This window comes from uncultured Paraglaciecola sp., from assembly GCF_913020055.1.
In the GTDB taxonomy this organism is placed as follows: Bacteria; Pseudomonadota; Gammaproteobacteria; order Enterobacterales; family Alteromonadaceae; genus Paraglaciecola.
The window spans coordinates 33,350-56,444 of the sequence record NZ_CAJWCF010000013.1 but is presented as its reverse complement, the minus strand read 5'-3'; the positions used below and the strand labels follow the sequence as shown (position 1 = coordinate 56,444).

24 protein-coding genes are annotated in these 23,095 nt (G+C 41.9%); 8 read left to right on the top strand and 16 right to left on the bottom strand.

The window, feature by feature from the left end:
- The 16 genes from QZ488_RS04665 to cyaY form a co-directional block, all read right to left on the bottom strand.
- Positions 1-537 (bottom strand): hypothetical protein (locus tag QZ488_RS04665; protein WP_293746640.1); only part of this gene is annotated, 537 nt, incomplete at its 3' end.
- Positions 537-2,057 carry a uroporphyrinogen-III C-methyltransferase gene (locus QZ488_RS04660; protein ID WP_293746639.1) on the bottom strand — a complete coding sequence of 507 codons (1,521 nt, stop codon included), beginning with the start codon at positions 2,055-2,057 and terminating at the stop codon, positions 537-539. The genes QZ488_RS04665 and QZ488_RS04660, both read right to left, overlap by 1 nt.
- Positions 2,058-2,801 (bottom strand): uroporphyrinogen-III synthase, encoded by a 744-nt coding sequence (locus QZ488_RS04655; protein WP_293746638.1) that lies wholly within the window; start codon positions 2,799-2,801, stop codon positions 2,058-2,060. It abuts the gene before it with no gap.
- Positions 2,802-2,804: 3 nt separating this feature from the next.
- Positions 2,805-3,734 carry a hydroxymethylbilane synthase gene (gene hemC, locus QZ488_RS04650; RefSeq protein ID WP_293746637.1) on the bottom strand — a complete coding sequence of 310 codons (930 nt, stop codon included), beginning with the start codon at positions 3,732-3,734 and terminating at the stop codon, positions 2,805-2,807.
- 66 nt (positions 3,735-3,800) lie between these two features.
- On the bottom strand, positions 3,801-4,271 hold the full coding sequence (locus tag QZ488_RS04645; protein WP_293746636.1) for a GNAT family N-acetyltransferase: 471 nt from the start codon (positions 4,269-4,271) through the stop codon (positions 3,801-3,803).
- A 100-nt stretch (positions 4,272-4,371) separates the two neighbouring features.
- Complete coding sequence (locus QZ488_RS04640; protein ID WP_293746635.1) at positions 4,372-5,169, bottom strand: hypothetical protein; 798 nt, start codon at positions 5,167-5,169, stop codon at positions 4,372-4,374.
- A 157-nt stretch (positions 5,170-5,326) separates the two neighbouring features.
- The gene (locus tag QZ488_RS04635) at positions 5,327-5,725 is read right to left on the bottom strand and encodes a DUF2914 domain-containing protein (RefSeq protein ID WP_293746634.1); all 399 of its coding nucleotides are present in this window, start codon (positions 5,723-5,725) and stop codon (positions 5,327-5,329) included.
- A 150-nt stretch (positions 5,726-5,875) separates the two neighbouring features.
- The gene (locus QZ488_RS04630; protein ID WP_293746633.1) at positions 5,876-7,063 is read right to left on the bottom strand and encodes a M14 family metallopeptidase; all 1,188 of its coding nucleotides are present in this window, start codon (positions 7,061-7,063) and stop codon (positions 5,876-5,878) included.
- 3 nt (positions 7,064-7,066) lie between these two features.
- Positions 7,067-7,924, bottom strand: coding sequence for a hypothetical protein (locus QZ488_RS04625; protein WP_293746632.1), 858 nt, complete (start codon positions 7,922-7,924; stop codon positions 7,067-7,069).
- Positions 7,924-9,405, bottom strand: a complete 1,482-nt coding sequence (locus tag QZ488_RS04620) for a DASS family sodium-coupled anion symporter (protein ID WP_293746631.1) — start codon at positions 9,403-9,405, stop codon at positions 7,924-7,926. Before QZ488_RS04620 ends, QZ488_RS04625 begins: the two co-directional genes overlap by 1 nt.
- 75 nt (positions 9,406-9,480) lie before the next feature.
- Complete coding sequence (locus QZ488_RS04615) at positions 9,481-11,409, bottom strand: TonB-dependent receptor (protein ID WP_293746630.1); 1,929 nt, start codon at positions 11,407-11,409, stop codon at positions 9,481-9,483.
- A gap of 101 nt (positions 11,410-11,510) precedes the next feature.
- Positions 11,511-12,482 (bottom strand): TonB-dependent receptor plug domain-containing protein, encoded by a 972-nt coding sequence (locus QZ488_RS04610; RefSeq protein WP_293746629.1) that lies wholly within the window; start codon positions 12,480-12,482, stop codon positions 11,511-11,513.
- 116 nt (positions 12,483-12,598) lie between these two features.
- Entirely contained in the window at positions 12,599-12,976 is a 378-nt protein-coding gene (locus QZ488_RS04605; protein ID WP_293746628.1) for a DUF4880 domain-containing protein, read from the bottom strand.
- Positions 12,973-13,560, bottom strand: coding sequence for an RNA polymerase sigma factor (locus QZ488_RS04600; protein WP_293746627.1), 588 nt, complete (start codon positions 13,558-13,560; stop codon positions 12,973-12,975). Before QZ488_RS04600 ends, QZ488_RS04605 begins: the two co-directional genes overlap by 4 nt.
- Before the next feature lie 82 nt (positions 13,561-13,642).
- A complete protein-coding gene (locus QZ488_RS04595; RefSeq protein ID WP_293746626.1) occupies positions 13,643-14,314 on the bottom strand; it encodes an alpha/beta fold hydrolase in 672 nt (223 codons plus the stop codon).
- Between the two features lie 25 nt (positions 14,315-14,339).
- Entirely contained in the window at positions 14,340-14,657 is a 318-nt protein-coding gene (gene cyaY / locus QZ488_RS04590; protein ID WP_293746625.1) for an iron donor protein CyaY, read from the bottom strand.
- Between the two features lie 144 nt (positions 14,658-14,801).
- Between cyaY and gmk the strand changes: the two genes are divergently transcribed.
- From gmk to QZ488_RS04550, 8 genes are all read left to right on the top strand, one after another.
- Positions 14,802-15,446 (top strand): guanylate kinase, encoded by a 645-nt coding sequence (gmk, locus tag QZ488_RS04585; protein ID WP_293746624.1) that lies wholly within the window; start codon positions 14,802-14,804, stop codon positions 15,444-15,446.
- A 94-nt stretch (positions 15,447-15,540) separates the two neighbouring features.
- Positions 15,541-15,813 carry a DNA-directed RNA polymerase subunit omega gene (gene rpoZ, locus QZ488_RS04580; protein WP_293746623.1) on the top strand — a complete coding sequence of 91 codons (273 nt, stop codon included), beginning with the start codon at positions 15,541-15,543 and terminating at the stop codon, positions 15,811-15,813.
- A gap of 106 nt (positions 15,814-15,919) precedes the next feature.
- Entirely contained in the window at positions 15,920-18,034 is a 2,115-nt protein-coding gene (gene spoT, locus QZ488_RS04575; protein ID WP_293746622.1) for a bifunctional GTP diphosphokinase/guanosine-3',5'-bis pyrophosphate 3'-pyrophosphohydrolase, read from the top strand.
- A 49-nt stretch (positions 18,035-18,083) separates the two neighbouring features.
- Positions 18,084-18,473 carry a RidA family protein gene (locus tag QZ488_RS04570; protein ID WP_293746621.1) on the top strand — a complete coding sequence of 130 codons (390 nt, stop codon included), beginning with the start codon at positions 18,084-18,086 and terminating at the stop codon, positions 18,471-18,473.
- A 27-nt stretch (positions 18,474-18,500) separates the two neighbouring features.
- Complete coding sequence (gene trmH, locus QZ488_RS04565) at positions 18,501-19,181, top strand: tRNA (guanosine(18)-2'-O)-methyltransferase TrmH (protein ID WP_293746641.1); 681 nt, start codon at positions 18,501-18,503, stop codon at positions 19,179-19,181.
- Positions 19,182-19,320: 139 nt separating this feature from the next.
- Positions 19,321-19,953 (top strand): peroxiredoxin-like family protein, encoded by a 633-nt coding sequence (locus QZ488_RS04560; RefSeq protein WP_293746620.1) that lies wholly within the window; start codon positions 19,321-19,323, stop codon positions 19,951-19,953.
- 193 nt (positions 19,954-20,146) lie between these two features.
- On the top strand, positions 20,147-22,222 hold the full coding sequence (gene recG / locus QZ488_RS04555; RefSeq protein ID WP_293746619.1) for an ATP-dependent DNA helicase RecG: 2,076 nt from the start codon (positions 20,147-20,149) through the stop codon (positions 22,220-22,222).
- Positions 22,215-23,006, top strand: coding sequence for a class I SAM-dependent methyltransferase (locus tag QZ488_RS04550; RefSeq protein WP_293746618.1), 792 nt, complete (start codon positions 22,215-22,217; stop codon positions 23,004-23,006). Before recG ends, QZ488_RS04550 begins: the two co-directional genes overlap by 8 nt.
- Positions 23,007-23,095 lie beyond the last annotated feature (89 nt).

Here is a 23,095-nt window from a genome sequence, read left to right as displayed (position 1 = left end):
GAAACTTCTTTCCGCTTGGCGAAATTTTGCCTCGGCCACAAAGTCGGATTGTGGATGGTCATCCACTAAACTCGCCAAAACAGCTTCCGACTTATCTGTATCGCCATCCAACGCGTGTGCTTTAGCCAGCTGATACAGGAGTTGATCGCGCGCTTGAACATCGTCAGTGTCGCTTGCACCTTGCTCTGTGTTAGCAATCAGTTCTTGGTACAAACCAATGGCTCGATCAAAAAACCGACCGGCCACTTCGCTGGCCAACATCATCTCTTGGGCCCTTTGCATTTCAAGATCCGCAAGGCGAATGCGAATTTGTCGCTGGGTGCGGGGGTCTTCCGTCACCTCCAATGCCTTTTGATAGCTGTCAGCTACTTGTGCCAATTGTACTTCTGGCACGGGGTAACTCACGTCCGGCAGTCGTGCAGGTTCTAAGGCATTTAGTTTTGGCGATGTATCAAGGGGCTCATCCGGCATAAAACTACAGGCGCCAAGACTGCAGGCCAAAGTGACACTCAAGATCAACTGTCTGCTTGGGCGCATCATGATTCCTGCGCCCTCAGCGCGGCATCCAACAGGCGAGCAATCGCAAGTCGTGTTTGCGCAAGGTATGATTTCAAGTGTTGCCTCTGCTGCTTAAGTGCTGCCAGTAGTTCTTGGCGAAGCGCTCCTTCAGCACGGCTAATGGCCCGCTCAACACGGGCGTTGTGCTCATCAATGGCTAGGCTCTTTTGATCGAGCTTATCAAGCCAAGGGAGAATATCAGGTGCTTCGGTCAGTACCTTGTCGATGGTTTGTTTTCGCTCTCCCAAACTCAACAAGGCTTGATCCAGACCACGAAGGTGTTTTTTCGCCATCCAAACTTGTTCGCTGTAAGTTTCACTGGCTCGCCAAAGTAAGATTCCGCGATAACGTTGGTAGGCTTCCTCCTCATAACTCACCGATTCACCCGCCGCCTTCAATGTCTCAATATTGCCACGAGCGCGATCCAAGATCTCGAGAAGTTCTGCGGTTTCGCCGCTGGCTAACGCAAGATAGTCTTTCTTCGCCAGTATGTTTTCCAGCTGTTTCTGTTTCTCATCACGCTCCAGCGTGAGTGTTTGTTGACGCTGGTCGACACCCAAGGTTTGCAGGCTGTCACGCTGTGCCAAACGTTGCTGTGAGCGCTCGTTCACCAGCGCTTTGTACAAAGCAATTTTTTCTCGCCATGTGTGCAGACCGATGCGCATTCGCGATAGGTCACGCAGACCTTGCATCTTTTCTCGCACCACATTGCTGCTGAGTACTTGTTGCAGAGTTTGTAAATCTTCAGCCAATTTAGCCTGCAAAGGTAACAAACTGGGATCATCTAAATCTTGAATACGGCTATCAGCAGACTGCAACATCATGATGGCTGTTTTTACGTCATGTTCTAACCAAAGTTTGCGCCCAGCCATACGTACTAAATAGTCTGCTTCGGCCAATAACCAATCAGCCGGTCTACGACCCGATACATCTGCCAAATTACGTTGGTTTATTTGCACTTGTGCGCTAGTAAGTTGAAGCTCTTCCGTCAAGCTTTGTAAACTGCTCTGTAATCTTTGGTTTTGTTGAGCCAAATCACTTTTTGCCAGTTGAGTAGAAGCAAGAGATTCAGCGATGTTATTTTGTTGCTGATCTAGACTGGCTTGCTGCTGTTGCATACTTGTTTGCTGAGCAGCTATGGCATCAGTTTGTTGTTGATTTTGTGTTTGCCACTGCAACCAAACCCAATATCCTGCAGCAATGATACATGCCAGTAGTAATAAATTAATAAGGGTAAAAAACCACAATACACCTGTTTTGCTATTTGATTTAGTAGCTGGTTTATCTGGACGAACAGCAGCTTTGCTTTTATAGCTGCTTTCTTTGGTTAAAGAGTCATTAAAATTTGTCGAAGCTTTTTCAGCACTTTTATTCGCAGCCGCTGCCCCCTGCACTTTTTTTGCTGAGGGACTCACTACTTTTTCTTTGGCCAATTGTTTTTCTAACTCGGCCAGTTTTGCTTCATCTGAAGGGGTTAACTTGTCCTGACTATCTGCCATTTAGTGCTCCGAAGAATGTCTTACGCGATTAACAAAATGTTGTGCGCATTGAATAAGGGCCTGATCACTGGCATCACGGCTAATATCTATTTGGGTTACACCCAGTTTAGATGCAATATCTGCAGTTCGTTGGCTAACTACGATCCAGTTTAACGTTTTGAGCCAATCCGCTTCAAAAAAATCAAAGGCTGCCTGAATAACTTCACCACTAGTGGCAATAATGCAACGAATTTGCTCGACACGCCAGTCTTGTGTAGAAACTGGGGCGTCTAATTTAACGCGTTTATACACCTCCCACTCAGTTACTTTAGCACCACGGGTTACCAAGGTATCGTGGAGCAATTCTCGGCCACCAAAACCTTTCATAATAACAATACGTTGATTAACAATATGATTAAGTTGGGGAAGAGCAAGTAATCCTTCTGTTCTGGCTTCTTGTGGAACAACAACAGTCAAACCAGCCTTTTGTAACAAATCTCCGCTACTGGCTCCCACTGCAAAAAAGCAAACATTATTGGGCCATTGATTTACCATCAACACACATTGCTCGGCCGCCACTGTACTGGTCACAATAACGTAAACGTGGCTAGATAAATTGCCTATTTTTGACGGTAATTGGCCAATAGCATCATCATCTAAAACAGTAGCAATTAAACCACAAGCTACAGCAGACAATTTCGCTTGTTTAAATGCCTGCGCGCTTGCTTGGCATTTTGCTTGAGGCCTAAGCAGTAAAAAGGTCACAGGCTAACTAGCTTGTAACGCACTGAGGATTTCTCCCGCCCCTTGGGCAAGTAACAATTCTGCGACATGTTCCCCCAACTTTTCGGCATTTTCTAGGCTATCGGTCTGTTTAGCATGCAACATTACTTTACCGTCCACAGACCCCACCAAACCACACAGAGTGATATTTTGACCAGACAATTCAGCAAAACTGCCAATGGGCACTTGGCAACCACCGTTTAATTTGGCATTCATAGCTCGCTCTGCCCGCACTCGAATGGATGTTTCGAGGTGATTTAAAGGTGCTAACAAGGTAATCAAATCCGCATCATCGTTACGACATTCAATGCCCACTGCCCCCTGCCCTACCGCAGGTAGAGATAACTCGGCTGGGATTTCGGTTTGTATACGGTGTTGCATGCCTAGTCGGATTAACCCTGCTGCGGCCAAAACAATGGCGTCATATTCACCTGCATCTAACTTGGCTAAACGCGTATTCACATTGCCACGTAAATCTTTGATCACCAAATCAGGTCTGACTTTACGCAATTGGCACTGACGTCTTAAACTCGACGTACCTACCACAGCATTTTGCGGTAATTCTTCCAGTGATTTGAAGTGGTTCGAGACAAAAGCATCAAACGGGTTTTCTCTTTCACAAATGGCATGTAATCCAAAGCCTTCAGGAAAAGCGACAGGCACATCTTTCATAGAATGCACGGCAATGTCTGCCCGACCTTCGGTCATAGCCACTTCTAGCTCTTTAATGAATAAACCTTTGCCGCCAATTTTAGCTAAAGGCGTATCAAGGATCTTGTCGCCTTGCGTACTCATAGGCACTAGTTCGACTTGCAGATTTTTATGGGCGTTAAGTAACGCTGCTTTAACGTATTCGGCTTGCCATAACGCTAAGGCACTTTTGCGCGTAGCGATACGGATAATGCGTGTTGACATGAAAATTCCTGAACAAAAAATTACGCAGCATATGTTATCAGAAACATAAGGACTATGAGTGTTTGGCTAAAGACAAATTTCGAGTAAAGGTAAAAAACGCCCTGGAATACTGTTAGATTCCGTTTCCCCCACTTTGACTGCACCATTTGCTAGATAAAAATCCTCCGCAAAGGGATCGCCTTGTAATTTTATGCTTTTTGCTTTGTGTTCTTTTGCGACTGAAACTGCAGCATTTAACAACTGTTTACCCCAACCTTGGCCTATAAGAACTGGGTCAACAAACAAAGCTTCAAGCTCTGGAGAATCACTTTCTGAAAAGTTAAGCGCAAAAAATCCTGCGATAGTCTGATTACCTAATTCTGCAACTTTAAAGCAATACTGAGGCGAGGCGAGCTGACTTTCATTGTAGGTTAACTCTTCTTTGCAGCTGGCTAAAAAATCAGCGTCATACGGCCAATGCCCTTTTGAACATTGGGCTAACTCACTTAGCAACTGTGCTTCTTCTGGTTTCGCGAAACGAATCAGTGTTTTTCCCATCGCACTTTCCCCATCCGAACAGCGAAATAAGCACCCTAGGTTATAGGAAAAATGCTCTATTCTAATTAAATAATAGATGAAATAATTTTATCGGAACTAATTACTTTTTAACCATATTAGCTTGATTCGGTTCAATAGTTAAAATGCCAAACTCGACCTTTAGCGTTTCAATATATTTTTGGCGTGTTACTAACCATTGGTTGAACTGTTTGATAATTTCTGGGTGCTTCACAGTAGACAACCGGTAAGAAAAATCCTGCTTTGGAAGATGTTCGCTGATCACTAGCTTCTGTTGAAGATTTAATTTTTGTAATCCATCCTTTGCTACGGCAAGATCTACATCTAAACCATCAATAAGTCCGTTAGCAAGATATTTCACTAATATTTTAGGACTTGAATCTTCATAGATGCTGACTTTTCCTTGTTCGATTTGTTTCCCCCAGTGAATAGGGGTAAAGCCAGTAATTGAGCCTATGGTCTTAAAGAAATCTTCTTCTTTATGTTGGTTTTTAGCTAGTACTATAGTGCCTGCAGTCATAGCCACTGCCGGTTCACTAAAATGTATAGTTAATTGCTGGACGTTGCTTTGTTTTTGCCACTTTGCATTATCGGGAAACTTAAAATCAATATTTTCTTTATATAGCCATTTTGGAAACTGCCTAATAGGTAACGGAAGGTAACTAATCGTATGTCCACTATCTTTAGCAAACTGATCTAAAAGAGATTTTGCAAGCGTTGCTTTGTCTGAAGTGAAATCAAAATAGGGGTAGTATTTTATGTCTTCGACACCAATTACATAGCTACCAGCATGAGCCTGATGACCAGCACAAAGACAAAATATATAGACGTAAATGTAAGTCCAAATTATTTTTTTATTCTTGTTAAGCTTAAATACCAAAACAACCTACTCGAATTAAAAACTATACAATATTGATTATAATCAGTACGGCACAATTTGTTGAATATTTACTTATTTATATGAATAAAATATTGATATAAAACAATGCCAACTGGTTGATGAGTTGTCCTTTTCTAATCCAATACAAAAGTACATATTATGATTGAGAATAACTCACTTCGAAATGGTGGCTAATTAACATTAAATCACCATGCCATACTTGTACTTGCCATTTACCTTGCCAATAATTGGGTACACTTTTGCTCGAGTAAGTACGCCAATTATCACCACCGATATTCAAAGTCACAGCTGCTTTTTCTTCGCCTTGGTACAACCATCGATGGGTCACTTGCTGGTTAGCTAGCCCCACAATCTGGGTAAAAAAATAAACACGTTTCACTTCTCCGTTTTGACCTTGTACTAAACCTTCTAGATTGTCGGTGGGTTCCCTGTTTTCAATACTGCTAGTCAATTGGCTGCGTTCAACTTGTGCAAAAACAAATTGGTTATACACAGACAAGGATAAAATAATGAGTAGATGGGAAAGTTTTTTCACTGCGTCCTCCAAAGTTAGGTTATACCAAACAAGATAAAGTGTTACCTACATTCACTTTGCGCTATTTTTTGAACAAAAAAAAGCCCGAATGGAAGGGCTTATTGATTATTTAATACAAATTTAAAAACTGACTTTCTCTTTAGATGAATTTTATTGGATTGTAGGTGAATAATTAAAGGCATGTGGTGCTGTGCCAAGCATCTGCACAATAAGTGATTCAGCGCTGACTTTAGCAATATGGTCAATTAACTCTCTTTGGGTGTTGTCACCTAATTCAAATGTGATCCCATGTACATTATATTTATCGGCAATATATTGTTTAAACACCCCACGACCTGGACTTGAACTTGGTTTAGGCCTGACTACGAAAGACGCAACACTTTGGTTTTTTATTTTAGCCAACCACTCAGTAGCAAATTGTGCGGGGGCCACAGTGTAATCTGTTGGCATGGTGTAAAAAATATCTTGCTGAGTAGAATGAAAATCCAAAGCAAACACTAGGCGCTGCGGACCTTTTAGTAGGCTATCTAATTTAGCTTTAACTAAAGCCGTTTCAACTTGAGTGAACTTACCCCAATCTCGGTTTAAATCTACACCTTTGCTGTTGTGTCGCCAGTTCCCTGCAGCTACACCATCTGGATTTAGATTAGGTATAATCAGCACATTAAAACGTTGTAAAAACGCTTGTTGGGACTGGGATGTTTGTGCCAGCTCATCCACAAAACTAAACAGCGCCAGCGCACCTGTTATTTCTGGTGGATGTTGGCGGCCTATAATCAGCAACCATCCAGTACTATTAGGGTTTTGCGAAATTAACCCATCAATAGGTCGGCCTAATGTAGAGTTGCCTAGAGTGATCTTGGTAAAACTACTGACATTGGCTATTTCAGTCATCCAGCTTTGGTATTGGCTATTATTGATAATTTCTTGCCCTACAATATACAAAGCTTTGGAAAGGCTTATTTCAAACGTTAATAGATTGTCTTTATTGGTAAAAGGTAAGTTGTACCAAGTTTTACTGTCGGGACTCATTTTAGGTAGATATCTAGATTTGGCTTGCTCTGCTTGTACAGTAATTTTAATTTGCTGTGTTTTCACACCTTGCTTGGGTTCAACTTTAAAGGCATACCAAGGGCTGGGATTGATCGGACGATTTTCTGCATCGGTGGTTAATAAGTAGTGATGTTTAGACAGCTGCTTGCAACTATTTAGCCTACCAGTTTCAAAGTTCGTCATAAAACTGACTGTTTCAAATTCGCATTCTTTGGCATACAAATCACCACCAAACACACAAAATAATAGTACTAATAGTATGTAGATACTGCTTTTTATTTTCACCGGTTAACCCTTTGAGTAGAATTGTTGAGTGACTTGCCAACTGAGCTTTTTTAAAGCCAAAGCAGCGTCCTCTTCTAATTTTCCATTAAAGATCAATCCTTCGGGAGAACGTTGATATAAAGTCGAATAAAACACACAGGCAGCCAAATAAGTGCCTGCCTCACTGGGATGTTTCCAGTCTTTACGATAGGTGAGTTTTTGCGAACTATCCACGCTCAACACATCCGGCACAAATAGTTCGATATTGCTAAGTTCCCTTTCTGCCATCGCAAAAGCCAAACCAACCGGCACGACTAACACGTCTAACTGATTAGCCAATTTTGTATAAATATCAGCAAGCTCTATCCCCATTTTAGGTTGCTCTTTATATCCCCAAGTCATGAACAATATAGGCTGTACACCTTTAGCTTTGATTTGCTGCACCGCTAGAGATGTGGCTTTAACAAAATTGAGACTTTTTTTAGGGTGAAGGGGTTCGTTACTGTGACCCTGCAATACAATAGCTTGCCATTTTCCTGAGGGGTTATTTAACAGATCGTTTAAATCTGCACTGTGTTCGCTGATATGCCCACCGGATAACGTAGATAAACGTAATCGGTTATTTCTTTTCCACTCTCCAGAAGAACGAATCAAACTAGCTAAATGATTGTGAACACCATTGTTGTAGAAACTAAAACTATTACCCACAAACAATACGCGAGTTAGATTCGACGCAGGATGTATTTTAGGTGCAACAAGGCTATTAAAAAACGCCTCATTAATGGCTTGGTCTTTTGCCGCATAAACGTTTTGACCTATGCAAAAAAACAACAGTAACAAAGCCGATAATTTCACACTGGTTTTAGCTGAGCGCTTGTCCATTATAAAAACACCAACGGCGCTAACCAAATTGAGACGACAGAAAGTAGCAACATCCCAATCACGTTCAATACCGCGCCAGCTCTTACCATCTGCGGAATATTGATAAGCCCCGATGCAAATACAATAGCATTAGGCGGTGTAGCTACAGGTAACATAAAGGCACAACTTGCCGCCAATGTAATAGGAATACACAACAGTAATGGCGACACCCCTAATTCGAGTGCAACGGCAGCGACTACCGGTAAAAAGGTAGCTGCAGTTGCCACGTTACTCGTCAGTTCAGTTAGAAAAATCACTAAGCCTGTAGCAGCAATGACCAAAGTAAATACGCCAAATGCACCAAGAGGTGTAAGACTACTGCCTAACCAGGCTGCCAGCCCAGACGACGACACGGCAGCGGCTAAACTTAAGCCACCACCAAACAGAATCAACACACCCCAAGGCAATCGATTAACATCATGCCAAATCATAAGTTGCGGTTGTTTTTGATCACCACTGGGTAATAAAAATAGTAGTAAAGCGGCAGACATGACTATGCCCGTATCACTTAAAAAATCGATATTCAGCAAGTTGGATATCGGTCTTCTGACAATCCAGAATACAACTACTAGTGCAAAAAGAACCGCTACACGTTTTTCAGCAGAGGTCATTTTTCCTAAGTCATGTCTGAGTTCTGCTAAATGTTTGTTCACTTCAGGGTTAGCCGGAATATTTATCTTAAATGTCCAGCGGGTAAGCGATAACCAAGCCAATGGCAACATCACTAACATTACCGGTACACCTACCAACATCCAACTAGCAAAGGTTATTTTGATGTCATAATTTTCATTCAAAAATGCCGCTAACAGAGCGTTAGGTGGCGTGCCTACTAATGTGGCTAAACCACCAATTGTTGCTGCATAAGCTAGCCCCAGTAACATGGCAACTTGAAAAGATTTAGTTTGTTCTTGGCTTAAATGCGTGTTGTTTTCAGCAATCACTCTGGCGACAGATAATGCAATGGGCATTAACATCATGGTAGTGGAGGTGTTTGTCATCCACATAGACAACAAAGCAGCGACTAACATAAAGCCGCCAATCAGCCGAGTACCGTCTGTGCCGGTGTAAGATAAAATGCCTAATGCAATACGTTTGTGTAAATCCCACCGCTCTACAGCAAGGGCCAAAATAAACGCACCGAGAAATAGGTAAATGATGGGGTTAGCATAAGAAGCCGTTGCTTCTGCTAATGTAGTAATACCTAAAAAGGGAAAACACACAATAGGTAAAAATGCGGTAACTGGTACTGGTACTGCTTCGGTTGCCCACCAAATGGCCATCCATAAGCCAACGGCCGCCACGCGCCATGCAGCTGGATCCATAGTGGTTTGGGATCCACCAAAAAACATCATCAGGACAAAAACCCCTGGTCCCATAATCAATCCGATATCTTGGAATCGAGCACGGTGTTGATCGGTAATATCCGGTAAGCTATTACTCATTTTACTGCCTTATGTTTTAGTTCATAGAGGTGGGCCAGATCATATAAGAAAATCTGGCCCAAGTGTCGATAGGAGTTAAAACCTGGTTTTAAAATCCATGTAATAACTACGGCCATAATCTCGATGAGCATCAGAGAAAAATCCGAAGTAGCGGTCAGCAAGTGGCGCCCGTTCATCGGTTAGGTTACGAATGCCAAAACGTAAACGTGTACTGATGTCATTCACATCAAAGCTATAGTCAAAGGTAGCATTAAATGTGGTCATTGAAGGTATGACATAACGCGTCCCGTCATTGAGCGTTAATGAACTTTGGTAAAAGCTACCTATTTTATTACCACTCAAAGAAGCAGCAAGATCACCTTTACTCCACGACACACGCATAGATTCGCGTTTTTCTTGATTACCATCTTGACCAATTAAATCAGCAAATCCAGCGATAGGAATGTTAGCTGGCAATACTCCTGATTCTTGTGCTGCTACAAGCACTGCCGCTTGGCCACCAGCCACTTGCTCAAATTCTTCTATGAATGAGCCATTATAGCTAAACTTAAATTTACCCATTTCAGTTTTTACATCGTAATAAATACCAATGTCATAACCTGCTAAATTACGGTCATCTAAATTAGCATATTGATCATCTACAAACTGAATGTCTCCTCCGGCACATATGCCAGCGGCTTCGTATATGCTGACTTGATCATCATCTGGTGTTTGACGAGTGACAGCTGGATTAAACTGAGCGGAGTCACAATTACTCAAACCGTTTTCAATTCGTAACAACAAATCCAATACAGTGTGATTCTCTTCACCAAATAAACCTATAGTGCTTTCTTTTTCAATTGACCAATAATCGAAGGTCACGGTGAGTTCATCAGTAGGAGTCAGCACTATACCTATAGACGTATTAGTGGACTCTTCAGGTTTTAAAAAATCACTACCTTGGGCAATACGTTGTATAGAGTTTCTACAATCAAGCGTATCCTGATCTGGGTCACCGCCGTTTTCTGCGGCATAGATACAGGCATAATCGTTTCGATTATTGTTACGTGCAACGATATCTTCATTTACCGTAATTAGATTAGGGGCTCTAAACGCTTCTGACCAAGAACCACGTACCAACAACATATCTGCTGGACGCCAGCCAAAGGCTACCTTACCTACAGTTGTGTTACCGACATCAGAAAAATCTTCATAACGTATCGCTACTTGAGCATTTAAATTATCAAGAATAGGTACTTGCACCTCGGCAAATAAAGACGAAACATCACGCTTTCCGCTGCTGTCAGGAGTAGGACTTGAGTTAACCACATCAGATACATAGGGGTAAACGTCGCCTTCATAATCAGTGAACGTTATGGTGCCATCTAACCTATCATCGCGATCATCAATAAAAGACTCTTCACGATATTCAACCCCAACAACAAAACCCACGGGTCCGGCAGGTAACATAAATAATTCGGGATGTGAAAATTTAGCATCAAAGGTGGTCAATTCAGTTTCATTGAATCTCACTACGTCTATCAGTGCTCGTTCTATATTTGAATTCACCCCACCACTAAAGGGATTATACGCAGCGGCTGTAGAGTCAAATAATGCTTCGGCCATAAGGTTATTTGAAACACGATTATGGGTGGTATCTTCTTTTGTTGCTTTGGAATGTGAAAATGCGGTTTCCCAATCCCACTCTCCCATTTCACCTCTAAAACCTTGTAAGAAACGATAAGTGTCGCCATCGTTATCGACTATGTGTGGTAATTCGGCAAAGCGGTAATTATCAATGGTGAGTTCAAGACCACTACAAGGCACATCAGGGATTAATTCATCGGGCAGTCTATTAGGTGAGCCACAAGGACCAAATGGGTTGTAGTAATTTTCTGCGCCGACTCTGAGTTTTGAGGTAGAAAACGGTGCAGTGGCATGGCGCCTTAAATTGGTTTCAGATTTGTAAAAAGACATTTCAGTGAAGGCTTCAGCACCATTTTCAAATTCATGGTTGATGAACATAAAAAAGTTCATCCTTGTAAGCTCTGAACTTAAATCTCGGTCGGCATTGAGGTTTAATCGGTATGTACCCCCACCATCTATGCGCCCACAGGTAGTGGTATTCAGGTCGTATTCGCAGCGCGGTCACCAATCGGAAAAGTTTCAAATTCACCACTACCATCAGTAAACACATCCCTTACTCCGGCACCAGATGCACTGCTCACTAGATCATACTGGCCAAATAACGAGTTGGCCGAATTGTTGCGAAATGCGGTGCTACCGAACCAAGGAGAATCTTCAGGTACCCGTGATCGAAAATCAGAATCTGCCCAACGTTCATCATCTTGAGAGTTGACTCGGTCGCGAGAGAAATAATTGATAAAGGTACTTACATTAGTTCTACCTTCATTAAAATCTTTGCCCCACTCAAGGGTTAAGGTTTGTTGGTCACGGGGTAAATGTTCGTATTCCGCCCATCTTCCCGATAAGGTAAAGCCCACAAAATCAGATTTTAATACATGGTTTACCACGCCTGCTACCGCATCAGCGCCATAAATAGCCGATGCACCATCGCGCAACACTTCCACTCTATCTAACCCAACAACAGGAATGGTATTAACGTTAACCGAACTAACAGGTACAAAACTGCCACCCACTTCTTCAGTTTGATAAGACGCAGAGTTAACCATTCTTCGACCGTTTAGCAACACTAGGGTGTTGCCCGTACCTAAGTTACGCAGGTTGTATGTACCTACATCACCGCGAGCGGCATTTACACCACCACCGATATTTTCAGCTTCATTAAAAAAGTTTTGTCCATTTTCAGGAATAAGCTGTAATAAATCATCGATAGAATCAATCCCCAAGGAGCCAATTGCATCAGCGCCTATAACTGAAACGGCCAATGCCTCAGCGACTTGCCCACCTTTAATATGCGAACCAACGACTTGAATCTTTTCGATTGATTTTTCTTCATCATTATTGGTGCTGGCGTCTTGGGCAAACGTCGACAATGAAAAAAGAGAAGCCATGGTGAGTGAGAGAAGCTTAGGGGTAAATCGATGGTTTTTATTCTGAATAAAACAGTGTGTCATGTGTTTGCCTCGATAAATGAATTGTTATTCTTTTCATTACAAACGCATGAGGGCTGTAAAACCCTTACTTTTATTTACACAAATTTTACATAAGGCAAAAACAATACCGTTTTTTGTTAAACAAACTGCTGAATAATAGGCATGCTTAGACCAACAAAAATAAGACCGATGGCCAATGAATAAGCCCAGGCTGGACTACTTGAGGGGTGGAGGGATTCAGGTTGAGGCGCGGCTTTAATCTTTTTATCTGGAAAAGACACCACTTGGGACTTTTCGACCATATGCTCCATACTTTTTATGCAGGAACTTTTCGCCCACAACTCTGACAGTTCCAAATAAGCATGCTGATGTGAGGGGTGTGCTTGCAACCAATCGTAAAACGCTATTTGCCCATTTTCATCCAACGTTTTTGAATCGAGCGAGGCTATCCAGTTTGCCGCTTCTTCAAGCACAAGCTCTGATAGTTCATAACCTGACCACTCTTCGATATTCAATTTGAATTCGCTCGTAATTTGCTGTGGTCCACTTGTTTGGTTTTACGCACATATTCTCTACATAAGGCCAGCCCTTTAGCTAGATGACTTTCCACAGTTTTTGTAGAAATGCCCAGCATAGCTGCAATATCAGCATGACTTTTAGAATGTAACTTTCGTTGCACAAAAACTTGCCTACATATGGGTGGAAGCTGATTAATAGCACTTAGTAACAACGCTTCTTGATCTTGCTTGATTAACTCATACTCTGAACTTTGTGTTTGCAGAGTTTCACTTTCTTCTAAACAATTACCACTTTTTTGTAGATGCAAATTGACTACTTTTTGATGTCGAATATTGCTAATAGCGAGGTTTTTAGCGATAGAGTAAAGCATAGGTTGCAAAGACATCAATTGCTCTATTGGCTGGTCTTTATTCGGGTTTTTACTCACTAGTAAATACACCTTCAGGTAGGCTTCTTGCAAAATTTCTTCTGCTTCAGCCATACTCACCATATTAACCAATACCGCCAGTTGTTGCGGTTTAGTCTGAGCAATGAATTCTACCATCGCTCCTTCAAAGCTAAGTAAATGACTCTTATGCAAAATACCTTACCCTTACACGTATTGCTGTCATGTCAAAGGTTAGCCAGTGAAATCAAAAAAGTATAGAAAATATCTATGTGTACTAACATAACTTGTCTTGTAACCAGCTTGAAATATCGTTTAGTTGCTGCGCACAAACGTTATGTTGCATAGCGTATTCATGCCAAGTAGCTGGATAACCGTTGCTTTCTAAGACTTTAAATGCGGCATTCCCCATAAAAATAGGCACAACGTCATCATGGGTGCCATGGGCCACAAAAATAGGTGTATTTTTGTTTGCAGAGTGGGATTCATCATTCAATTTTTCAGGCTCACTCATATAGCTAGACATAGACATAATACCGGCTAATGTTTTTTCGTAACGTATTCCTAAATTAAGAGCAATAACACCACCTTGGGAAAATCCTGCTAGCACTATCTTGTTGGCTGGAATTCCTTGGGCGATTTCTTTTTCAATTAAATCGGCTACTAAGGCAGATGACTCTTTTACCCCTTGGCTGTCAGCTCTATTATTAAAATCTAGGCTAGTAATGTCATACCAAGCTCGCATCGACATACCATTATTAATGGTCACTGAACGCATTGGCGCATGAGGAAAAACAAATCGAATCGCTAATTCTGCTGGTAGTTTTAACTCAGGTACGATTGGGGCAAAGCCGTTACCAGAATCACCTAAACCATGTAGCCATATGACAGTGGCTTTTGCTTGATGACTGGGATTGACTTCGACATAGGGTAAAGCTTGATCACTCATGTACATTATCTCGTTGGGTTAAACGTTATTTTTTAAGTTTGATGGTTTGTTCAGCTTGCTTAGAAACCGCGTCGTCCAAAAACGACCAAAATTCAACACCTGTGCGTTCATCTATCCACAGTTCGTCCTGAAAATTGAAATGATGGCCATTAAACTTTGTGGCAACCCATAATTGATGTAACGGTGGTTGTTTATTAATAATGATTTTGGAGCCGTTTAGAAAAATCATCGTTAGAATACTGCTAGCAGACTCATAATCGATATCCACTTCACACTCGTCGAGCATTTCTTCTATGTCGATTAACAAGTCATCGGTCATTTGATGATATAAACTATCATTCATTTTGCATTACCCATTTTATTAGTCAGAAGCGAAATTTAACGATTGTTTAGTCGATGTTCCACTTCGGCATTTTTCGTACAGTGAGAATATGCTAACATTGCTAATCAATCGCGACACAATAATTAATCATTAAAAGATAAAAAAATGCCTCAAACTCTTGGAAATTTGTTTATTTTGGCGGCGCCATCCGGAGCCGGAAAATCTAGTTTAATCAAAGCGTTATTAGAAAAACATCCTTCAACAGATGCACATAATAATGCAATGCAAGTATCTGTATCACACACTACCCGTGAACCACGACCCGGTGAAGTTAACGGCGTTCATTATCATTTTGTCGATCGCAAAGACTTTGAGTTATTGATTGAACAAGGTGCCTTTTTTGAACATGCAGAAGTATTTGGCAATTATTACGGCACGTCTAAGGTAGTCATAGAACAAACGCTACGTCAGGGCATTGATGTGTTTCTGGATATTGATTGGCAAGGTGCGCGTCAGGTTAAGGCTCAAATCCCCGATACCGCGACCATTTTTGTTGCTCCGCCTTCAAAAGAAGAACTGAAAAGACGCTTAACTGAACGAGGGCAAGACTCGGCTGAGATCATTGAACAACGTATGACTAAAGCAGTCTCTGAAATTTCCCATTATCATGAATTTGATTTTGTTGTGGTAAATGATAACTTTACCGCTGCTCTATCTGAGCTAGATGCGATAGTAACCACTCGCAGACTACGTAAAGAAAAACAGATTATTCGCCACCAGAAGTTGTTTGATAATTTATTGGGATCATAATTACCACTTGATTGATCAAATAGCTTTTAAACTTGCGCATTAGCCAGTACACTATGCGACCTTTTTTTCATATTACCACCCGACGGAGATCATCATGGCCCGCGTAACAGTTGAAGATGCTGTAGATAAAATTGGCAACCGATTTGATTTGGTTTTAGTGGCTGCTCGTCGTGCTCGCCAAATTGCTATTGAAGGCAAAGAACCTTTGGTAGAACGTGGCACAGATAAGCCTACCGTAATTGCTTTACGAGAAATAGAGCTAGGTTTAGTGACTGCTGATACACTTGATGCTGAAAACCTGCATGACCAAGAAGTACAAGATCAAGCTGAATTTGCTTCTGTAGCAAATATTCTGCAAGAGCAATAAATAGCTCTTTTTTTAACGGCTTTACATCAATCTGATGTTTAGCCGTTGGCTTCACGCCAAATTCCCCGTATTCTTAATCAATATTAACTATTTATAAGCGTTTAGTGTGTATCTTTTTGAGGGTTTAAAACAAAAGCTTGAAGCCTATTTACCGCCCGACAAGGTAGCGGATGCTCAGCGAGCCTTTATAGTAGCCAGAGATGCTCACAGTGGACAAATGCGTTCCAGTGGCGACCCCTATATTACCCATCCAGTTGCTGTAGCAGGCATTTTAGCCGACATGTGTTTAGATCATGAAACTATCATGGCAGCCTTATTACATGACGTAATAGAAGATACCCATCACAGTAAAGAAGACTTAAGCGCACAGTTCGGTGAAACCGTAGGCGATTTGGTTGAAGGTGTCAGTAAACTAGAAAAAATTCACTTCAGTAGCACCCAAGAAGCCCAAGCAGAAAACTTTAGAAAAATGATGATGGCCATGGTCCAAGATATCCGTGTCATCCTTATCAAATTAGCTGACCGTACGCATAATATGCGGACGTTAGGCTCGTTACGACCAGATAAACGTCGCCGTATCGCTCGTGAAACATTAGAGATTTATTCGCCTATCGCCCATCGTCTGGGGATCCATGACATCAAAAATGAGTTAGAAGATTTAGGTTTTCTAGCCATGTATCCAATGCGCCATAGAGCACTGAAAACTGCGGTTAAACAAGCTCGTGGCAATCGCAAAGAAATCATTGAAAATACTCGAAAAGAAGTCGAAACACGTCTCAAGTCGGTTGAAATAAATGCTGCCGTATCTGGTCGCGAAAAACATCTTTATTCTATTTATCGCAAGATGAAAAACAAAGAATTGCTGTTTAATGAAGTCATGGATATCTACGCTTTTAGAGTAGTAGTTGACTCGGTTGATCACTGTTATCGAGCCTTAGGTGCAATGCATGGCTTATACAAACCTATTGAAAGCCGCTTTAAAGATTACATTGCGATCCCTCGCACCAATGGTTATCAATCTTTGCATACATCATTAATTGGTCCACACGGTATTCCAGTCGAAATTCAAATTCGTACCAAAGACATGGATCACATGGCCGACAAAGGTGTGGCTGCGCATTGGGTTTATAAAGATAACAAAGACAGCAACGATACGACTGCCCAAGTGCGTGCGCGCAAATGGATGCAGTCTTTAATTGAATTGCAACAAAGCGCCAGTTCTTCATTTGAATTTATTGAAAACGTGAAAACGGACTTATTTCCTGATGAGATTTATGTCTTTACCCCAGATGGTAGGATCATTGAATTACCATTAGGGGCCACAGCCGTCGATTTTGCCTATGCAGTGCATACTGATGTGGGTAATTCCTGCGTAGGGGTAAAAGTTGAAAGACGCGCGTTTTCACTGAGTAAACCGCTAGAAAATGGACAAACTGTGGAGATTATTACTTCTCCACGAGCAAAACCCAATGCTAACTGGTTAAACTTTGTGGTCAGTGCTAAAGCCAGATCTCGGATCCGCCATTATCTGAAAAACCAAAGATCAGAAGAAGCTGTAGTAATGGGTAATCGATTACTCAGACATGCTTTAGGCAAAGTGAAATTAGATAAACTGCCGCAGGCAGATATTGATCGTGTAGTGCTCGAAACCAAACATGATAGTTTCTCTGAATTACTGGCTGATATAGGTCTAGGTAATGAACTGAGTGCAATTGTCGCTCGACGTCTATCCGGTGAAAGTACTAAGCTGTCTGATAAGCAAAATAAAGTGGCGATTCGCGGTACAGAAGGTTTATTAGTCACCTACTCCAGATGCTGTCACCCCATTCCTGACGATGAAATTGTTGCTGTATTAAGCCCAGGAAAGGGCATGACTATTCATCAAACGGGTTGCAGTAATATTCGCAAATTAAGCAAAGAAGAACCCCATCGAGTGTTAGTTATGCAGTGGGGCGATGATGTACACGGTAATTTTCATGCCGCGTTGCGTATTGAGCTAATTAATAATCAAGGCACCTTAGCAACATTGACGAATACAGTTGCCAGTTGCGGTTCAAACATTGTTGGATTACAAACCGAAGAAAAAGAAAGCAATATTTATTATATTGATATTGAACTGACTATTAAAAACCGACTGCAACTAGCCAACGTCATGCGTAAAATCCGCACCATGTCGGAAGTTCAAAGAGTATCTAGGCATAGCCAAGCCAAACAGTACTAACCTATAATCTAATTAATCTATTCAAACACACATACAAAAGGTAACTATTATGTCTAAGTCTGTCATTCATACCGACAAGGCGCCACAAGCTATTGGCACTTATAGCCAAGCAATTAAAAGCGGCACTACAGTCTATCTTTCTGGACAAATTCCACTAGTACCAGAAACCATGCAGGTCATATCTGAAGATTTTGCAGAGCAAGCTCATCAAGTATTTAAAAATGTGCAGGCTGTTTGTGAAGCAGTAGAAGACGGCTCATTGAATCACTTGGTAAAGGTGAATATTTTCTTAACTGACTTATCCAATTTTGCCGTAGTGAATGACATTATGAGTCAATATTTTAAACAGCCTTACCCTGCCCGAGCTGCCGTGCAAATCAGTGCCCTACCTAAAGGTGTGCAAATTGAAATCGACGGAGTAATGGAATTACCTGAGTAGGGATCTATTATGTCCGCAGAGATCTTCATGACTCCCGAGCGTTATGCTCGAATTAGGCACTTTCTTAGTCTACGTCAACCTAGCTTAACCTTATGTTTAGAACAGTTGAATAAACCGCACAATGTTTCTGCAATTGTGCGCAGCTGTGATGCTGTCGGTGTCAATGAAATACATGCCGTTTGGAATGAAAAGCCGCACATTCGCAAAAGCACCGCTATGGGCAGCGAAAACTGGGTGTATACCAAAGAACATGCAAACATCGAGGACGCGGTAAGCCATCTAAAAACAAAAAACATGCAGATACTGGTAACCAACTTATCTGACAATGCGGTAGATTTTCGAGAAATTAACTACACCCTACCTACCGCTATTATTCTCGGCCAAGAGAAACACGGCGCCACCCAAGAAGCCGTGTCGGCTGCAGATCAGGATATTATTATTCCTATGGTCGGCATGGTGCAATCACTTAATGTATCGGTAGCTGCTGCACTGATTTTGTATGAAGCTCAACGACAAAGGCAACTTGCTGGTATGTACAATAGCCAACAATTACCAGAGCAAGCCTGTCAAAAAATGTTATTTGAAGCGGGTTTTCCAAGACTAAGAGAAGTCTGTGATCGTAAAGGACTGCCCTATCCTCATATCGATAACAAAGGATATATTGATGCCGATGATAAATGGTGGCAACAGGTACAGTTAACAAAATAAACGTCACTTTGTTTCTAGCTCACTTCTAATTACCCTTTTATCCGTACAATTTGAAATGTATCTGCGAAGTCATAGGTCTACTTGGTTTAATGATAAAGCCCTACTCTCGGCTAATTGGCCCATAACTAAGAGATACCCTATGAATTTTCTAAAAATCGGACTGACATTTTTTTTAATAACCCTGACGTTGCACACTTATGCGTTAGATAGAACACAAATAGCCGACTCAGCATATAACGTCACGCCGCTTCTAATTGGTCAGTCAGCGCCTAATAGTAAATTACAAACTGTTGACGGCGATCCAGTCAGTCTAAAAGCCTTAACCATGCAAAAACCTACAGTGTTGATTTTTTACCGTGGCGGTTGGTGTCCTTACTGTAATCGTCAATTGGCGGGGTTAAAGGATATTGAAGGTCAACTTGACGAATTAGGTTATCAAATTTTAGCCATTTCTCCTGAAACACCGGCTCAATTACAAGCACAAAAACTGCAAACCAAATTTAGCGTTCGGTTGTTAGCCGACCCAGATTTAGAAGCAATCAGTGGTTTTGGTATTGGTTTTTATGTAGAAGACGAAAAACGCACTACCTACAAATCTAAATGGGACATTAACTTAACTAGTGATAAAAAAACCGGCAGTGCTGTTTTACCTGCACCCGCAGTATTTATTTTAGATACTCAAGGCAAGGTAAAGTTTAGTTACGTCAATCCCGATATTAAAATACGTATTTCACCTGAGTTACTTTATCAGGCAGCAAAGCTGTCTTTATAAATGGCGCTCTTTATAAACGGCATTTTGTTTATTCGCGAGTTGATTACAGTCAACTCGCGAAACCTTGCGTAATTCTGTCAAATCTTCGAGTATACTTAGCAACATAAACTTGTGAAAACTCGGACCTCTATTTGTTTGCCAATCTCACTGCTGCTGTAATTGAATATCACTCAACCTGGATAGGGAGTGTGTTATGAAAGGTCTAGCCCAAACAGCAATCACCGAACTCAAAGGTGTAGGCGCCAAAGCAGCAGAAAAACTAGCAAAGTTGGCCATTGTCTCTGTGCAAGATTTATTGTTTCACTTACCCCATAGATACGAAGACCGCACCCGTATTTATCCTATGTCAGATTTACAACCGCACTTACATACCAGTATTCAAGGTGAAGTGATGTCGTGCGATATCCAATTTGGCCGTAAACGTATGTTAGTCGTCAGACTAAGTGATGGAACGGGCAGTGTGACTCTGCGATTTTTTCACTTTTCAGCAGCACAAAAAAACAATCTTGAAGTGGGCACCACTATTCGCTGCTTTGGTGAAGTAAAGGCTGGAAAGTATGGCCTTGAAATCATGCATCCAGAATATAAATCGATTAATCTCGACAGCCCTCAAGTTATGCAAGAATCACTCACGCCTGTTTATCCTGCGACAGAGGGTATTAAACAAATCACACTGCGAAACTTAACTGAGCAAGCACTTCAATTGCTCAAAAAAGGCGGGTTAGCGGAACTCTTGCCAGAAGGTTTATATCAACAACAAATTTCATTAGTTGATGCGTTACACCTTGTCCACAGACCGCCACCCGACCTTACCTTGTCATTATTTGGGGAAGGTAAACACCCAGCTCAACAACGTTTAATTATGGAAGAGTTGCTGGCGCACCATTTAAGCGTGTTAAAAGTGCGCCAGCAAAGCCAACAGCAAGCTACCTTCCCCATCAAACCGAGTGCTGATTTACTCAATCAATTTCTGAAAAATTTACCCTTTAAACCTACAGGCGCGCAACAACGTGTAGTAGGTGATATTCAACACGATATGCAACAAAACTGCCCCATGATGCGTTTAGTTCAAGGTGACGTAGGGTCAGGTAAAACATTGGTGGCAGCAATGGCAGCAATTTCAGCCATCGCTGCAGGGTATCAAGTAGGGCTAATGGCACCCACAGAGCTATTGGCAGAACAGCATGCCAGCAACTTTCGCCAATGGTTTGAACCACTTGGCATTCAAGTAGGTTGGCTAGGCGGAAAAATAAAAGGTAAAGCAAGAGAACAAGTACTTACTCAATTAGCCAATAATGAAATTAAAATGGTGGTTGGCACCCACGCTATTTTTCAAGAATCCGTTGTTTTCTCATCATTAGCATTAGTCATCGTTGATGAACAACACCGCTTTGGTGTTCATCAACGATTAGCGTTGCGTGAAAAAGGCGAATCTCAAGGTGCCTTTCCTCATCAGTTAATTATGACTGCCACACCTATACCGCGCACGTTAGCAATGACCGCCTACGCAGATTTAGATACCTCAGTGATAGACGAATTACCGCCGGGCAGAACACCAGTAAAAACCGTGGTTTTACCTGACACTCGCCGAGACGAAGTGATTACCCGAGTGCGTAACGTCAGCGTTGAGCAAGGCAGACAAACCTATTGGGTGTGTACCTTAATTGATGAGTCTGAATTTTTGCAAAGCCAAGCCGCAGAAGACACCGCAATATTATTACGTACTGCTCTACCAGAACTAAAAGTAGGGTTAGTACATGGCAGGTTAAAGTCCGATGAAAAACAACAAATCATGGCTGACTTTAAAGCGGGCTTATTAGATTTGTTAGTGGCCACCACTGTGATTGAAGTGGGCGTTGATGTACCTAATGCCAGCCTGATGATCATCGAAAACCCAGAACGCTTAGGACTGGCGCAATTACATCAATTACGCGGTCGTGTGGGTCGTGGCTCAGTAGAAAGCCATTGTGTGTTGATGTACCAAAGCCCTCTATCCAAAACAGCTAATAAACGTCTGGCTGTGCTTAGAGAATCTAACGACGGTTTCTATATCGCTCAACAAGATTTAGAGATTCGTGGCCCAGGTGAATTATTAGGCACTAAACAAACGGGCTTAGCCGATTTAAAAATCGCTGATCTGATTCGTGATGCAGAACTGATCCCTCAAGTACAAAATATTGCTAACCATTTATGGCAGCAGTATCCGGCAAACGCACAAGCCATAGTCAATCGATGGTTAGGCAACAAAGAGCATTTTGGCCATGCCTGATTCAATTATCCAGCACATTCCAGTCACCGCTTTGCAACACCCAGTCCCAGAATTGGTCATGCTAGCGCAAAAATCCGCGGCAAAGTGGGGGCTGACTTATCAAGACAATGTCGATTCTGGTTTAGCGTTAATACAACAGGCTTCTCACCTTGAATTACGCCAATTGGACGAACCTAAAGTAGGGGCAGTAAAAGTCGATTTTACTTCAGATGCACTTACGTTCAGACGTTTACATGGCGGCGGAAAAAAAGAGTCCATTGCCAGAGCCATTGGTTTAAAAGGTAAAGACAGCTTACACGTTTTGGATGCTACAGCAGGATTGGGCCGAGATGCATTTGTACTCGCCAGTTTAGGTTGTGTGGTTGATATGATTGAACGTTCACCGGTTGTTGCTGCATTACTACAAGATGGCTTAGATAGAGCGGCGATTGATCAACAATTATCTAGCTGGCTACCTGCTCGCATGAGGCTATACCATGGTGTCGCCAAAGACCTACTAAACAACTGGCAGGGAACACATCCAGATGTGGTGTATCTCGACCCCATGTTTCCTCATCGTAAAAAAAGTGCCGCAGTCAAAAAGGAGATGCGTTTATTCCAGCAGTTACTTGGCCCAGATGAGGATGCAGACCTATTACTCGCACCCGCTTTAGCACTGGCGAAGAATCGGGTAGTCGTTAAACGTCCTTCTGGCGCACCGTTTTTAGCGGGCAAAAAACCACAAATTGAAATGTTAGGTAAAGCCAATCGTTTCGATGTTTATCTGACCCAAAGTGGAAACTAACACAAGCTTCACCGACTTATTTGCAATCCTAAGCGCCCACTTCCCCTCCTTTTACCCTCCCTTTTAATCTGTTTCTTATCGGGGCTGCT

Bases quoted from the DNA above. Each gene is read 5' to 3' on its own strand.
- QZ488_RS04610 (WP_293746629.1), bottom strand. From the start codon at position 12,482: ATGACACACTGTTTTATTCAGAATAAAAACCATCGATTTACCCCTAAG.
- QZ488_RS04570 (WP_293746621.1), top strand. From the start codon at position 18,084: ATGTCTAAGTCTGTCATTCATACCGACAAGGCGCCACAAGCTATTGGC.
- QZ488_RS04625 (WP_293746632.1), bottom strand. From the start codon at position 7,924: ATGGACAAGCGCTCAGCTAAAACCAGTGTGAAATTATCGGCTTTGTTA.
- cyaY (WP_293746625.1), bottom strand. From the start codon at position 14,657: ATGAATGATAGTTTATATCATCAAATGACCGATGACTTGTTAATCGAC.
- recG (WP_293746619.1), top strand. From the start codon at position 20,147: ATGAAAGGTCTAGCCCAAACAGCAATCACCGAACTCAAAGGTGTAGGC.
- QZ488_RS04645 (WP_293746636.1), bottom strand. From the start codon at position 4,271: ATGGGAAAAACACTGATTCGTTTCGCGAAACCAGAAGAAGCACAGTTG.
- trmH (WP_293746641.1), top strand. From the start codon at position 18,501: ATGACTCCCGAGCGTTATGCTCGAATTAGGCACTTTCTTAGTCTACGT.
- QZ488_RS04550 (WP_293746618.1), top strand. From the start codon at position 22,215: ATGCCTGATTCAATTATCCAGCACATTCCAGTCACCGCTTTGCAACAC.
- QZ488_RS04660 (WP_293746639.1), bottom strand. From the start codon at position 2,057: ATGGCAGATAGTCAGGACAAGTTAACCCCTTCAGATGAAGCAAAACTG.
- QZ488_RS04615 (WP_293746630.1), bottom strand. From the start codon at position 11,409: ATGTTCATCAACCATGAATTTGAAAATGGTGCTGAAGCCTTCACTGAA.
- gmk (WP_293746624.1), top strand. From the start codon at position 14,802: ATGCCTCAAACTCTTGGAAATTTGTTTATTTTGGCGGCGCCATCCGGA.
- QZ488_RS04595 (WP_293746626.1), bottom strand. From the start codon at position 14,314: ATGAGTGATCAAGCTTTACCCTATGTCGAAGTCAATCCCAGTCATCAA.
- QZ488_RS04560 (WP_293746620.1), top strand. From the start codon at position 19,321: ATGAATTTTCTAAAAATCGGACTGACATTTTTTTTAATAACCCTGACG.
- hemC (WP_293746637.1), bottom strand. From the start codon at position 3,734: ATGTCAACACGCATTATCCGTATCGCTACGCGCAAAAGTGCCTTAGCG.
- rpoZ (WP_293746623.1), top strand. From the start codon at position 15,541: ATGGCCCGCGTAACAGTTGAAGATGCTGTAGATAAAATTGGCAACCGA.
- QZ488_RS04620 (WP_293746631.1), bottom strand. From the start codon at position 9,405: ATGAGTAATAGCTTACCGGATATTACCGATCAACACCGTGCTCGATTC.